Source organism: Nitrospira sp. (genome assembly GCA_024760525.1).
GTDB lineage: Bacteria > Nitrospirota > Nitrospiria > Nitrospirales > Nitrospiraceae > Nitrospira_D.
Genome location: CP060499.1, coordinates 1437930 through 1450778, shown reverse-complemented (window position 1 = coordinate 1450778; position 12849 = coordinate 1437930). Strand labels below are relative to the sequence as shown.

Sequence of the window (12849 nt, the reverse complement as noted above, 5' to 3'; positions counted from 1 at the left end):
GGAGAATTTGTGCAGGTCAAGATCAATGGGAAGCCGGAAGAGATCCAGAGCGGAACCGTTCTCGATCTGTTGCAAACCAAGAACATCGAACCGCATATGGTCGCCGTAGAAGTCAACGACAAGGTTCTGGAACGTGACCATTTTGCCACGACCCACCTCAATGAAGGAGATCAGGTAGAGTTCCTCTTCTATATGGGAGGGGGTCGGTGAGTACGACCTTGCATAAAGACATTACTGAACTGATCGGCAAGACCCCGCTGGTCCGGCTCAACCGCCTGACAAACACGGGCTCGGCCACGATCTATGGGAAAGTGGAGTTTTTCAATCCCGCCGGCAGCGTCAAGGATCGGATCTGCCTCAACATGATCGACGAGGCGGAACGCCAAGGGAAGCTCAAGCCGGGCGGAACCATTGTCGAACCAACCAGCGGAAACACGGGTATCGGCCTGGCCTTGGTCGCTGCCGTGCGCGGGTACAAGTTGATCCTCGTCATGCCGGAAAGCATGAGCATGGAACGGGCCAGCTTGCTGTCGTCGTATGGGGCCCAGTTGGTCTTGACCCCGGCCTGGGAAGGCATGAAAGGATCGATCAAGGAAGCGGAAAGCATCCTGGCCCAGAATCCGTCGTATTTCATGCCTGACCAATTCTCGAACCCGGCCAACCCCGCAATTCATAGGATGACGACGGCGTTGGAAATTTGGGATGCGCTCGAAGGAAAGATCGATGCTTTTGTGGCCGCCGTGGGAACCGGCGGAACCATCACGGGATGCGGTGAAGTGTTCAAGGAAAGAAACCCGCACGTAAAAATTATCGCCGTTGAACCGGCTGGCTCACCCGTGTTGTCAGGAGGTGATCCCGGCCCGCACAAGATTCAAGGGATCGGCGCGGGCTTTATTCCCAAGGTGCTCAATCGAAAAATACTCGATCGCGTGATCACGGTCACCGATGATGAGGCCTATCAAACCGCAAAGCAGCTGTCGAGGAAAGAAGGCCTGTTGGTCGGCATCTCAGCCGGCGCGAATGTCTTTGCCGCCCAAAAGGTTGCCGATGAACTGGGCCCCGGTAAGAATGTCGTCACCGTGCTCTGCGATACCGGCGAACGGTATATCAGCATCGAAAAGTATTTCAACATATAAGAACGCTGAAAATGGCTTCCAACTTTGTTCTCGGCTCAAGAAAATCCTCAACGTACCCCAGAGGGTACGCCTCCGGTTTTCTTTGGCCTGCGGCCTCGTTGGAAACCCATTTTGAGCGTTCTTGGCACCACTGACTAAGATGGATTTTACTGAAGAACAGATCAACCGTTACAGCCGGCATATTCTGTTGCCCGAAGTCGGTGGCAAGGGGCAGAAGAAGATCGCTAAATCCAGGATTCTTCTGGTCGGCGCCGGTGGTCTTGGCTCCCCGGCAGCCTTGTACTTGGCCGCAGCAGGAGTCGGCACGATCGGGTTGATCGACAGCGATGTCGTGGACCTGACAAACCTCCAACGTCAGATTCTTCACCATACGCCCGATGTCGGCCGCCCCAAGGTCGTGTCCGGCAAAGAAAAGATCCAAGCGCTGAACCCCGACGTGTCGGTGTCGATGTATGAAGAACGTCTCACGGCCGGCAACGCGCTCAAGATCTTCGCCGATTACGATGTCGTGATCGATGGTGTCGATAACTTTACGGCGAAGTTCCTGATCAACGACGCCTGTTTCTTCGCGGGGAAACCGCTGGTTCATGGAGGCATTCTTCGATTCGATGGGCGTATCACGACCATCATCCCAAAGAAATCGGCCTGCTATCGTTGCGTGTTCAAAGCGCCTCCCCCGCCGGGGTTGGTCGCTTCCTGCCAGGAAGCCGGAGTCATCGGCGTGCTGGCAGGGATCGTCGGAACGATTCAGGCAACCGAGGCGCTGAAGCTCGTGCTGGGCATCGGACGACCGCTGACGGATCGTTTGCTCGACTTCGACGCCCGTAAGACACTGTTTCGAGAGATCAAAGTCCGCCGGAACCCGAGCTGTGCGCTCTGCGGGGCGCATCCGACGATCACTGAGCTGTTCGATGACGGAGACCCCTATGCCGGATGTGCCGAACGTTCATCCGCATAGCGTTGAAAAGGTGGTGCGCCGATGAGCAAAATGAAAGCGCTGGTCTGCCGCGAGTGCGGCAAGGAATACCCGACAAAAGCCATCCATGTCTGCGAGATGTGCTTCGGCCCCCTCGAAGTGAAGTACAACTACGACGAAATCAAGAAAACCATCTCCCGCAAAAAGATCGAGGACGGTCCGCGCAGCATGTGGCGTTACATCGATCTGCTGCCGGTCGAGGGAACGAATTTTGTCGGCCCGCACGCCGGATTCACTCCGCTCGTGCGCGCCAAAAATCTCGGCGCCTATCTCGGACTCGACGAGCTGTACATCAAGAACGACACCGTAAATCATCCGACCCTGTCGTTTAAGGATCGCGTCGTCGCCGTGGCCCTCACGCGCGCGCGCGAGCTGGGCTTCGAAACCGTGGCTTGCGCATCGACCGGCAACTTGGCGAACTCGGTGGCCGCCCACGCCGCCTCCGCCAATCTTCACTGCTACGTGTTCATCCCCGGCGACCTCGAAGCCGCAAAGGTGCTCGGCAATCTGATCTATAAGCCGCACGTCGTCGAGATCGAAGGCAACTATGACGATGTCAACCGCCTCTGCAGCGAGATCGCCGCTGAACATGGCTGGGCCTTCGTGAATATCAACATTCGCCCCTATTATGCGGAAGGCTCGAAGACGCTCGCCTTTGAGACGGTGGAGCAACTTGGATGGAGAACGCCCGATCAAGTCGTCATTCCCATGGCATCAGGCTCTCTGTTGACCAAGATTTGGAAGGGGTTGCACGAAATGAAAGCCTTAGGCCTGATCGACGCCGTTCACACTAAGATCAACGGCGCCCAAGCGGAAGGCTGCTCGCCGATTTCCACTGCATTCAAGGCGGGGCGCGACTTCTTCAAGCCGGTGAAACCGCAGACGATCGCCAAGTCCCTTGCCATCGGCAACCCCGCCGATGGGTACTATGCGCTCAAGGCGACCGCCGAGAGTCATGGATCCATGGACATGGTGACGGATGCAGAAGTGGTAGAAGGGATCCAGCTGCTGGCCCAAACCGAAGGCATCTTCGCGGAGACAGCCGGAGGCGTGACAATCGGCGTGCTCAAGAAGCTCGTCAAGCAAGGAGTGATCAAGAAAGATGAGGTGACGGTGGCGTACGTCACCGGCAACGGCCTGAAGACCCAGGAGGCGGTGATCGATTCCGTCGGTCGCCCGGTACGCATCCAACCCAGCCTGGTCGCCTTCGAAAAGACGTTTAAAATGGGAAAGAACGGTGGTGGTGACGCATGATCAAAGTTCGTATTCCGACTCCCCTTCGTCCCCTGACCAAAGGCCAGGGTGAGGTCGAGACCAAAGCCGGCAGTGTGGTGGAGATGATCGAGATGTTGAACAGCGCGCATCCCGGCATCAAAGATCGCCTGTGCGATGAAACGGGAGAGCTCCGTCGCTTCGTGAACATTTACGTCAACGAAGAAGACATTCGTTTCCTCAAGGGGAAAGACACCTCCCTCAAGGATGGCGACGAGGTTTCCATCGTCCCGGCGATCGCGGGAGGATAACCATGGCTCATTTGCGCTTTCATATTCGTTTTCCTGAGGACAAGATCAGAGAACCGATCATTTATCAGATCGGGCGCGAGTATAACGTCGTCACCGATGTCCGACGCGCCGATGTTCGCGACACGACAGGTTGGGCGGATGTGGAACTTTCAGGTGATACGGCCGAGATCGAACGGGCCGTGGCCGGGCTACGCGCCAAAGGCTGCGTCGTCGATCCGATTGAATTGAACGTGGTGGAATGACAGAACATGAAGCGCATTTCGCGCTAAGATCGCGCTTCACGATTCACGAACGACGAGAGACGAATTTGATGGAACTCACTGAGAAACAAATCCAACGGTACAGCCGGCACATCCTCCTTCAAGACGTCGGAGGAAAAGGCCAGCTGAAACTCAACCAGGCTAAGGTCCTTCTGATCGGCGCAGGTGGTCTCGGCTCTCCGGCCGGTCTGTATCTCGCCGCAGCCGGCATTGGAACTATTGGATTGGTCGACGGGGACGTGGTCGACCTCTCGAATCTCCAGCGGCAAATCATGCACTCGACTGCGACGCTTGGGCAACCCAAGGTTGAATCCGGCCGAAAGACTCTCTCGGCGATCAACCCTGACATTGCCATTAGGACCTATCATCAGCTGGTCGATGCGGAGAACATCTTACCGCTCGTCTCGCAGTACGATATCGTGCTCGACGGTTCCGATAACTTCACGACGCGATTCTTGGTCAACGACGCCTGTTTTTTTGCCAAGAAAACACTGATCTCAGCCAGCATGTTTCGGTTTGAAGGCCAACTGACGACCATCAAGCCGCACCAGGGCTATCCCTGCTATCGTTGTCTCTATCCCGAGCCCCCTCCGGCCGGCTTAGTGCCCAATTGCCAGGAGGCCGGTGTGCTTGGCGTCTTGGCAGGCACGATGGGAATCCTGCAGGCGTCGGAAGCCATCAAGGAGATCCTCGGTATCGGAGAAACAGTGGCCGACAAACTGGTGATCTACGATGCCCTCGACATGAAATTCAGAAAGGTCAATCGCCCGAAGGATCCGGCCTGTCCGCTCTGTGGGCCAAATCCTAAAATCAAGGATTTGAGTCTGGATTACGCAGTCAGCTGCACCATCTAGTGAATGATCGTGGCGGACTTGGTTATTCCACAGCATATCCTCGACGACATCATCGCGCACGCAAAAGAACTCACTCCCTACGAATGCTGCGGGCTTCTGGCCGGAACCGATGGCCTCGTCAGCCATCTGTATCGCATCAAGAACATCGTCGCGATGGAGGGCGCCCAACATCTGTCCTCATTCGATTCGGCAAAAGCCGCCCACCTCGAACGGCTATCCCCCGCTGAGCGCGCGGAAATCGCGTTCGTCATGGACATGCAGGACTTTTCGGCCGCGAAGAAGGATATGCGCAACCAAGGTCTAGACCTTCAAATCGTGTATCACTCCCATCCCCACGATCCGGCCCGGCCCTCGGTGACCGACATCAAGATCGCCACCGACTATGAAGAGATTTGGCCGAAGATCAATCTGCCGCTTCCCGCGTATCTCCTTGTCTCACTCATGAATTCCGAACCGGACATCAAGACCTATTGGATCAAATCCGGCCGAGTCATCCTCGCCGATGTCCTCATCCGCTGAACCTCATTTTTACGGTTCACATCTTCGCGGGAATGTAATAATGTTTCCTTGAAGCCGGTTGTGAGGTGTTGCGCGTGCGAGTGCGGCGACGAAAGCTAAGCCTTGGCCTTTCTCTTATAGCGTACCTATTCGCTTCGATGCTGACGACGGTCTACGCCGAAGACCGGAGTTTTTACAGTCCGGTGATTTACATCGACAAGGAGCAGAATCAGATCCTCATCTCCACGAGCGGAAAAGTGTTCTACGTCGAGGTGCCGGACCCGGCGAAGGCGCACATCGAAAAGCTGCCTATTTCCGGCCTCGTGGATTTTGTAGTCGAAATGCGCGGTGAGGATCAGCTCCCTCTGATCAAGAGCTGGAAAGTGAAATCCGGCGAATCAACCTGCGTGTATTTCAACGGGAAAGAATGCAAATAGCGGTGGCTGACAGCACCGGAAGCCCGTCATACCTTATAGACGTCACTTCGGTGCCCGACGGTCAGGACGAGTATCAGCAGCTCACTTTTTCTCACCTTGTATAGAATCCGCCAATCACCGACGCGGTATGACCATCGGTCGCTCAGAAGTCCGGTCAGACGCTTCCCCAATTCTGGATGCTCCGAGAGCCGGATGATCGCCCGGCCGATTCGCTCTTTGACTGTTTTATCCAGCCTGGCAAGACGGCGCGCCGCTTCCTCCGTGTAAAGGATGCGGTACGTCATTTGAAGATGTCTTCGTGCTCGACCAGCCGCCGGGCACGTTCATCCTCTTCCGCTTTCAGCAGAGAGAGCATGAGCTTCTTGTCCGCAAGAATCTCCAATGTCTCGAGCTCTTCTGGAGACAAGAGAACAGCCGACGCGGCACCATTTCGAGTGATAATGACACGCCCGCGCTTTTTCTTTCGGAGCGACGCGACCATCTCCGGTAAGTGCGCCCGCACATACGATACCGATGCAATTTTGGTCATAGCTAAACCTCCACCCATACTGTACATGATCTTGTACATACGTACCAGTCGATTTCATGGAGGAGATGAAGAGGTGAAGACTAACTCTCGCTGATCAAGCCCTGGAAAGTGAAATCCGGCGAATCGACCTGCATGTACTTCAATGGGAGGGGTGAAGGTAAGCACGCGCCTACTTTTAGTATCTCCATTGTAATGCAGGGAATGACACCTGCCCCTTCCGGGTTCAGATGTCAACAGAACCAATCCATACGAACAATCGGTCAGACGCTAATGAACTCGCTTTCCTTGTTGTAGACACCAATGTCCCCATCGGTGATGTCCCTACGGCCTCAGCAAATTCCTGCATCTACTCTTAAGCTGCAATGCCTTCAACCGTCAGCTGACCGACATCCGTTCGCTTGCATGCTCAAAGGTAATTGCGCAGACGTTTCTTTTGGCATCGACATCCAAGATTGTGTTTTCATCAAGGTCTTTTGATTCGGTGATGTCACCGGCTCGAAACTCGATGTACAATGTGTCCGTCTCTCGGAAATAACTCACCTTCATGGCTCATACCCTCTGTCAAAAAATGCGTTACGAACGGTCGATCCATCATTCAGTAAAATAACACGTAGATATCGGTTGTCCGTTTCTTCGATTCTTGCCCACCGCCTGATTCGACCATCCGCCTGCACATATTCCTTTTCAGGATATTTGATAACGTGCTCAATCCATTCGTCCTTGATTCCTTCTCTGTCCGGCCTCGTTCTCGTCGTCTGAAAGTAACGCGTTGTTTTCAATGAAGTCGACCCGCCGGCACCTATTCTCCGCTGCCGGCCATGTCGTCGATGAGAGGTCGATTGATATCGGTGCAGCCAAGACACATCGTATCGAACAGGGCTTCAAAATCAGCAACGAAATTCTTGGCATCCGGCAGTTTCTCGGCCACCACCTGATCATGGCAGGTATCACACAGCATGATGAGGCCGCGCGAGACCGCCACCGTTTTCCTTCCACCGCTTCCCATGTGCTACACCGATCCTTTTTGAAGGGCCACGAAAAAATCTTCGGCTTCGAGGTCAATCCCGCACTGTGGGCATTCGTACGGTCGATCCGGTTCCGGAACGTTTAACGGGATACGATCGATTCTCCCCTGGCAGACGTGATAGAAACGCCCTCGCGCGTGTTCGTCATCCAACGGATCACTCTCGTACAACAGCACCATCGATTGACTGCCTCACGTTCTTCTTATGGTAGGGAATATACCGGCCGCTCACTGTCATCCGCAACTTCACGGACCCGCCAATCTATTGCCGCACTATTACCTGGTGCCGGCACGCGCTTCGCATGCCCGAAAGCGATTGCTCTGAATGGTATCAAAATTTTTCATCGAGGGACAAGGAGCTTGTGCGCATGGAGGAAGAGATAGGAGCGCTGAAAAAGACAGGATCTATCGATCCGATTCCACAGGTACTCGAACCCACAACTTTTTAGCAAAGCAGGAGCGGAACTCCTCGTCGGACCTCCGCTCCTGCTTCCGAGACCATGGGTGGGTGTGCCACGGTCTGGGGCTGCCGCGCGGCAGGTCTAGAGCCAGGTGACGCGTTCGGCGGGGCGAATATAGATGGGCTCCTCGACCTGAATGCGGGCGACTTCCTTGCCCGACTTGTTGAAGCCCAACACCGTATCGTTGTACATCTCGAACCGCTTGCCGTGGATCTGCGTCTCGAAGACTTTCGGCCCGGGAATCACGTCATAGCGGAAGACGATCTGCTGACTCGCCCGCCACAACTGCAGCACGGCCAACAGTTCCCGGCTCGGCACCAGATACTTCTCGATGGCATTGTCCACCCCGGGGCCGAACATCTGCCGGGCATACCCGCGCGGGCTGTGCCGCGGCGGGATGTAGAAGCCATTGGGCTCGGTGCCCCATTGCGGATAGAGCGGGAGCGCCACTTGCTCGACCCGGATGGCGTAGTACAGGGGGTGCCACCGATCCTCCGCCCACAGGCCGTCCTCCCCGATCCGCACCAGGCTCTGCATGCGAATCTTGCCCACGCAGGCCGCCATGCAGCGTGTTTCCATCGGCTCGCCGCCCGTCAGCGGATCCTTGCCTTCGATCCGCGGATAGCAGGCAATGCACTTTTCACTGACCCGGGTCGTCCCCCGGTACATCGGCTTCTTGTACGGACACTGCTCGACACATTTCTTGTACCCCCGGCAGCGGTTCTGGTCGATCAACACGATGCCGTCCTCCGGCCGCTTGTAGATCGCTTTGCGCGGGCAGGCCGCCAGGCACCCCGGGTAGGTACAGTGGTTACAGATCCGCTGCAGGTAGAAGAAGAAGGTTTCGTGCTCCGGCAGGCTGCTCCCCGTCATTTTCCACGGTTCGTCCCGGGAGAAGCCGGTCTTGTCGATCCCTTCGACCAAGGCCCGCATGGAGGTGGCGGTGTCTTCGTAGATGTTCACGAACCGCCATTCCTGGTCGGTCGGTATGTACCCGATCGCGGCCTGGCCCACTTTGGCCCCCGCATCGAAGATGGTCATCCCTTCGAACACGCCATAGGGCGCATGGTGTTTGCGGCCCACCCGCACGTTCCACACCTGGCCCCCCGGATTGACCTGTTCGATCAACTGCGTGATTTTCACGTCGTAGAACTGCGGGTACCCGCCGTAGGGCTTGGTCTCCACGTTGTTCCACCACATGTATTCCTGCCCCTTGGAGAACAGCCACGTCGACTTGTCCGCCATGCTGCAGGTCTGGCACGCGAGACACCGGTTGATGTTGAACACAAAGGCAAACTGCCACTTCGGATGTCGTTCCTCGTACGGGTACAACATCTTCCGCCCCAGTTGCCAGTTATAGACTTCAGGCATTGCGTCTCTCCTTTTCGTTCGGTCCGAGGGACGGGGCCGCGTGGACGCGGCCCCTCGCCCCTCTCTGCCGGACGGTTAGACCTTGATTTTGATGTGTTCGCCTTTGAGCCACTTGATCATGAACTCGTTCTCTTGCCCCGGCGTAAAGCCGGTGCGCACCGGCTCCCACGGCCCTCGGGCCCCGATCCCGCCGTCTTCCGCTTTGGTGATGCGGATCAGGCACTCCTTCGGAACCGTATTAATAGCATGGTGGTCGACCTGATATCCCCATTTGAACTTCCAGGCAATGGCATGTTTGCCCGGGAGCGAGTCGGTTTGGTGTATCGGCATCAGCCAGTTGCGTGTAAAGGACTGTTGTGCACCGTACCGGAAATTCGACTGATACCCCGTATCGATCGCGATGGCCCGGCCGTCCGGGCGGGTTTCATGGCCCTTCACCGATTTCGGAGTCGACACATAGGGCGCATGCTTCGCCATCGTGACATGGTACGGATAAGCCGGGTTGTATTTTGCGCGAATCATCAACCGGGCGACTTTGTAGTAGGGGTCGCTCGGTTTCCAGCCACGGTACGGGCGATCGACGGGGTTCCCGTCGACATACACATAGTCGCCGTCGTTGATCCCGCGATCTTTCGCCGCTTGCGGGTTGATGTGGATCTGGTGCTCGCCCACCCCCGGCGTCCGTTTATCCATGCGGTACGGATCCCCGAAGTTGGATTCGTAAATCTGCACCCAGTCGTTCACCGACCACTGACTGTGCACCCGATGGCGCGTTTTGGGCGTCACGCAATAGAACTGGTAGCCTTTCTCCCACAAGGGATTGCTATGGCGCTTGATTTCCGCCCATGACAGTTTGATGTTCCGAATCATCTTGTCGTCATGGTGTTGCGCCGTGATCGGAATACCGTAGTCGTCGGGCCGAACGTAGGGATTCGTCGTGAAGATGGCGTTCGGCAAATACGGCGTCGCCTCCGGCCCTTCACGGTGCACGATGAAGTTTTCTCCGTACTCAATGGCCTCCGGCTCAATGCGATAGGTCTCGATTCTTCCTGATCTGGTCCACATGGGCTTCGACTCGTTGGTCTCTTCCCAGAGTGGATGCCGCGGATAGGTGCGCACCATGACCATCCAGCCCTTTTCTGACTTCAGCAGCACATCAGCGCTGTAGCCATAGAAGGTGCTGGAGGCGTCGAGTATCCGCTGTGCATACACGTCGACCCGATTCTGAAAGACGAACTGAAAGATGTCCCGCATGCGCTGGTCGCCCGTCATGTCGGCCAGTTTGGCTGCCACCCCGGTGAAGGTGTCGATATCGTTGCGAGTATCGTACAAAGGACGAATGCCGCCTTTCCAAATCTGCACCCAGGGATTCGATACGGTGGCCGTCATTTCCGGATAGGTGAATTCCATCCAAGAGTTAACGGCAAAGGCGATGTCGTTGTGATTGACGTCGGAGGTCATCTCGATGTCCTGCGTGATGAGGCATTCGATGTTCGGATCGACGTTGCGCACCATGTCGTAATGGTGTTTTGAGTTATTCAAGATGTTGACGTTCACCACCCAACGCAGCTTGCTGGGACTCGGCATGTGGGTCTTGCCGGTGAACACCTTGCGGCCGTACTTCGGCGTATTGACGATCAAGGCCGTATCGCCATGGTTCCAGTAGCCGGGCTCTTCACCATAATAGTAGTTCCTGTATTTGATTTCCTTCCCATGGGCGTTGGGATCCAGATTGATATTCCAAGGATCTTCCGATAGGTGGACGCCGCAGCCGACGCCTGACCAGGGAGTGGCATTCCAAATCCCCACTTTGTAGTTACCGGACCAGGTATGGCACCCGGTGCCGAACTTGCCGATATTCCCGGTCAAGGTCATGACGAGCGCCGCAGCCCGCCCCATCTCCGTCATATGGAAATAGTGGCAGACCCCTTCGCCGTTGTGAATCGCAGCGGGTTTAATCGTGCCGTTGTCGCGAGCCCAACGCACGATCAAATCCTTAGGCGCCCGCGTGATCTGGTGCACAGTGTCCAAATCGTAATCTTGGAAGTGGACCAAGTACATCTGGTAAATCGACATCGCATCGATTTCACGACCGTTGAGGAGTTTGACCCGATAGGTGCCGGTCAAAGCCGGATCAATCCCGCTTTTGTCCAAATGCCAGCCGACCTGTTCGCGATGCAGCGGGACAGCCTGTTTTTTGTCCGAGTCCCAGACCATGAACCCGCCTAACCGTTCGATCTGATTTGGTTTCAACGATTGGACACGGCCCGAATAGCTGTGTGAAAAGTCGGGGAACTTGTAGTCTGCAATCACGTCCCGGGGGTCCAAATACTGCAAGGTGTCCGTCCGGACCAACAGAGGCAAATCCGTGAACTGCTTGATATAGTCGATGTCCTGCATATTCTCATCGAGAATGATCTTGCAGGCGCCGAGGAACAGCGCGGCATCCGCATTCGGCCGAACAGGAATCCAGTAGTCGGCTCGTTGGGCCGTCGGATTATATTCCGGAGTGATGACGCAGATACGAGCGCCGCGCTCGATCGATTCGAGCTTCCAGTGCGCTTCCGGCATTTTATTCTCGACGAAGTTCTTGCCCCAGCTCGTGTTCATTTTGGTGAACCGCATATCGCTCAAATCGACATCGCAGTTTTGCGTGCCGTTCCAAAACGGCTGGGATGGATCCTGATCGCCGTGCCAGGTGTAATTGTTCCAATATCGGCCTCCTTGGGCTTGGTCGGGTCCAACTTTGCGGATCCAACTGTCCAACAACGGCAGGACACTGTTGTTGAAACGGGTATTCCCGTGCTTGCCGATGAGTCCGAGAATGGGCATGCCGGCCCTGTGTTTGAAGCAGCGCACGCCGGCGCCCTTCATCATTTCAATCATCTCCGGCGCATACCCCTGCTCCCGCAGCCGCCGCGCCCCGGCTTCCCCACTGTAGCGGGTGGCGATCACAATCATGGCCTTGGCCGCATAGGTAAACGCGGTATCCCACGAGACCCGCAGCATGTCGTCCAAGAAGCGACTGTCAAACTTATACTTCCGCTTGGACTCCGGGGTCAGCTCCGGCGAGCCGTCATCCATCCACTGCTTCCAGCCCTTCCGCATCAAGGGGCCCTTCAGCCGATAGGGCCCGTAGACCCGCCGGTGGAAGGTAAACCCTTTCAGACACATGCGGGGATTCTGGGCGAACGTCCCCCGGTTGCCGTACAAGTCCTCATAGGTTTGGTGGTCGTAGTTCTGCTCCACGCGCATGACCACGCCGTTGCGCACAAAGGCCCGAATCCGACAGGCGTGCGTATCGTTGGGCGAGCAGACCCACGTGAAGGAGGAATCATACCGATACTGGTCATGATAGACGCGCTCCCAGGAGCGGTCCGGGTAGTCCCCCAGGGGATTGCCCACCTCGATCACCGGCTGGAGCGCGGTCAACGCCAGGACCTTGTCCGCCACGGCGGCAGCGGCGACCGTGCCGACGGAGACCTTCAGAAATTGGCGACGTGACAAAAACATTGTAGCTACCTCCTCAAGTTGGGAACTGCAATTTTCTCGTACTTTTGGATCGTCATCCGAGCTCTTTTCGTTCCAAGTAGAATCGTAGGCGTATGAAGGCTACAAATACCGTCAGGGCTTGAGAGCAAAAGCGTTGCCAACACGAAAGGAACTACGCCCAGAGAAAATCGATGGTGCTAACTACACGAAATTGAACGTGAAAAATTGAATCACTGGAAGCAGCTGTAGAGAAGAGGAAGGTCCGTCCGGCGCCGATCGAATATGATG

At 56.1% G+C, this 12849-nt stretch carries 15 protein-coding genes and 1 pseudogene; 9 read left to right on the top strand and 7 right to left on the bottom strand.

Annotated features, from left to right (window positions below):
• Positions 1-9 precede the first annotated feature (9 nt).
• From thiS to H8K04_06765, 9 genes are all read left to right on the top strand, one after another.
• Complete coding sequence (gene thiS / locus H8K04_06805) at positions 10-210, top strand: sulfur carrier protein ThiS (GenBank protein UVT17248.1); 201 nt, start codon at positions 10-12, stop codon at positions 208-210.
• The gene (gene cysK / locus H8K04_06800; GenBank protein ID UVT17247.1) at positions 207-1136 is read left to right on the top strand and encodes a cysteine synthase A; all 930 of its coding nucleotides are present in this window, start codon (positions 207-209) and stop codon (positions 1134-1136) included. Before thiS ends, cysK begins: the two co-directional genes overlap by 4 nt.
• A gap of 139 nt (positions 1137-1275) precedes the next feature.
• On the top strand, positions 1276-2094 hold the full coding sequence (gene moeB, locus H8K04_06795) for a molybdopterin-synthase adenylyltransferase MoeB (protein UVT17891.1): 819 nt from the start codon (positions 1276-1278) through the stop codon (positions 2092-2094).
• 21 nt (positions 2095-2115) lie between these two features.
• Positions 2116-3366: a threonine synthase gene (locus H8K04_06790; protein UVT17246.1), complete on the top strand. Its 1251-nt coding sequence runs from the start codon at positions 2116-2118 to the stop codon at positions 3364-3366.
• Positions 3363-3635, top strand: coding sequence for a MoaD/ThiS family protein (locus H8K04_06785; GenBank protein ID UVT17245.1), 273 nt, complete (start codon positions 3363-3365; stop codon positions 3633-3635). Before H8K04_06790 ends, H8K04_06785 begins: the two co-directional genes overlap by 4 nt.
• 2 nt (positions 3636-3637) lie before the next feature.
• Positions 3638-3877 (top strand): NIL domain-containing protein, encoded by a 240-nt coding sequence (locus H8K04_06780; GenBank protein UVT17244.1) that lies wholly within the window; start codon positions 3638-3640, stop codon positions 3875-3877.
• Positions 3878-3945: 68 nt separating this feature from the next.
• On the top strand, positions 3946-4749 hold the full coding sequence (moeB, locus tag H8K04_06775) for a molybdopterin-synthase adenylyltransferase MoeB (protein UVT17243.1): 804 nt from the start codon (positions 3946-3948) through the stop codon (positions 4747-4749).
• A gap of 9 nt (positions 4750-4758) precedes the next feature.
• On the top strand, positions 4759-5268 hold the full coding sequence (locus H8K04_06770) for a M67 family metallopeptidase (GenBank protein ID UVT17242.1): 510 nt from the start codon (positions 4759-4761) through the stop codon (positions 5266-5268).
• A 74-nt stretch (positions 5269-5342) separates the two neighbouring features.
• A complete protein-coding gene (locus tag H8K04_06765) occupies positions 5343-5684 on the top strand; it encodes a hypothetical protein (protein UVT17241.1) in 342 nt (113 codons plus the stop codon).
• 26 nt (positions 5685-5710) lie between these two features.
• On the opposite strand, the gene H8K04_06760 is transcribed toward H8K04_06765, so the two are convergent.
• The 7 genes and pseudogenes from H8K04_06760 to H8K04_06730 all read right to left on the bottom strand — a co-directional run bounded on the left by H8K04_06760 (position 5711) and on the right by H8K04_06730 (position 12582).
• A complete protein-coding gene (locus H8K04_06760; GenBank protein ID UVT17240.1) occupies positions 5711-5968 on the bottom strand; it encodes a type II toxin-antitoxin system RelE/ParE family toxin in 258 nt (85 codons plus the stop codon).
• Complete coding sequence (locus H8K04_06755) at positions 5965-6213, bottom strand: type II toxin-antitoxin system Phd/YefM family antitoxin (protein UVT17239.1); 249 nt, start codon at positions 6211-6213, stop codon at positions 5965-5967. The genes H8K04_06760 and H8K04_06755 overlap by 4 nt, the downstream gene beginning before the upstream one ends.
• Before the next feature lie 352 nt (positions 6214-6565).
• Positions 6566-6759: pseudogene (locus H8K04_06750) on the bottom strand (DUF2283 domain-containing protein).
• Between the two features lie 253 nt (positions 6760-7012).
• Positions 7013-7219 (bottom strand): hypothetical protein, encoded by a 207-nt coding sequence (locus tag H8K04_06745; GenBank protein UVT17238.1) that lies wholly within the window; start codon positions 7217-7219, stop codon positions 7013-7015.
• A gap of 3 nt (positions 7220-7222) precedes the next feature.
• A complete protein-coding gene (locus H8K04_06740; protein ID UVT17237.1) occupies positions 7223-7417 on the bottom strand; it encodes a hypothetical protein in 195 nt (64 codons plus the stop codon).
• Between the two features lie 362 nt (positions 7418-7779).
• A complete protein-coding gene (locus H8K04_06735; GenBank protein UVT17236.1) occupies positions 7780-9069 on the bottom strand; it encodes a nitrate oxidoreductase subunit beta in 1290 nt (429 codons plus the stop codon).
• A 75-nt stretch (positions 9070-9144) separates the two neighbouring features.
• Complete coding sequence (locus H8K04_06730) at positions 9145-12582, bottom strand: molybdopterin-dependent oxidoreductase (protein ID UVT17235.1); 3438 nt, start codon at positions 12580-12582, stop codon at positions 9145-9147.
• Positions 12583-12849: the final 267 nt, after the last annotated feature.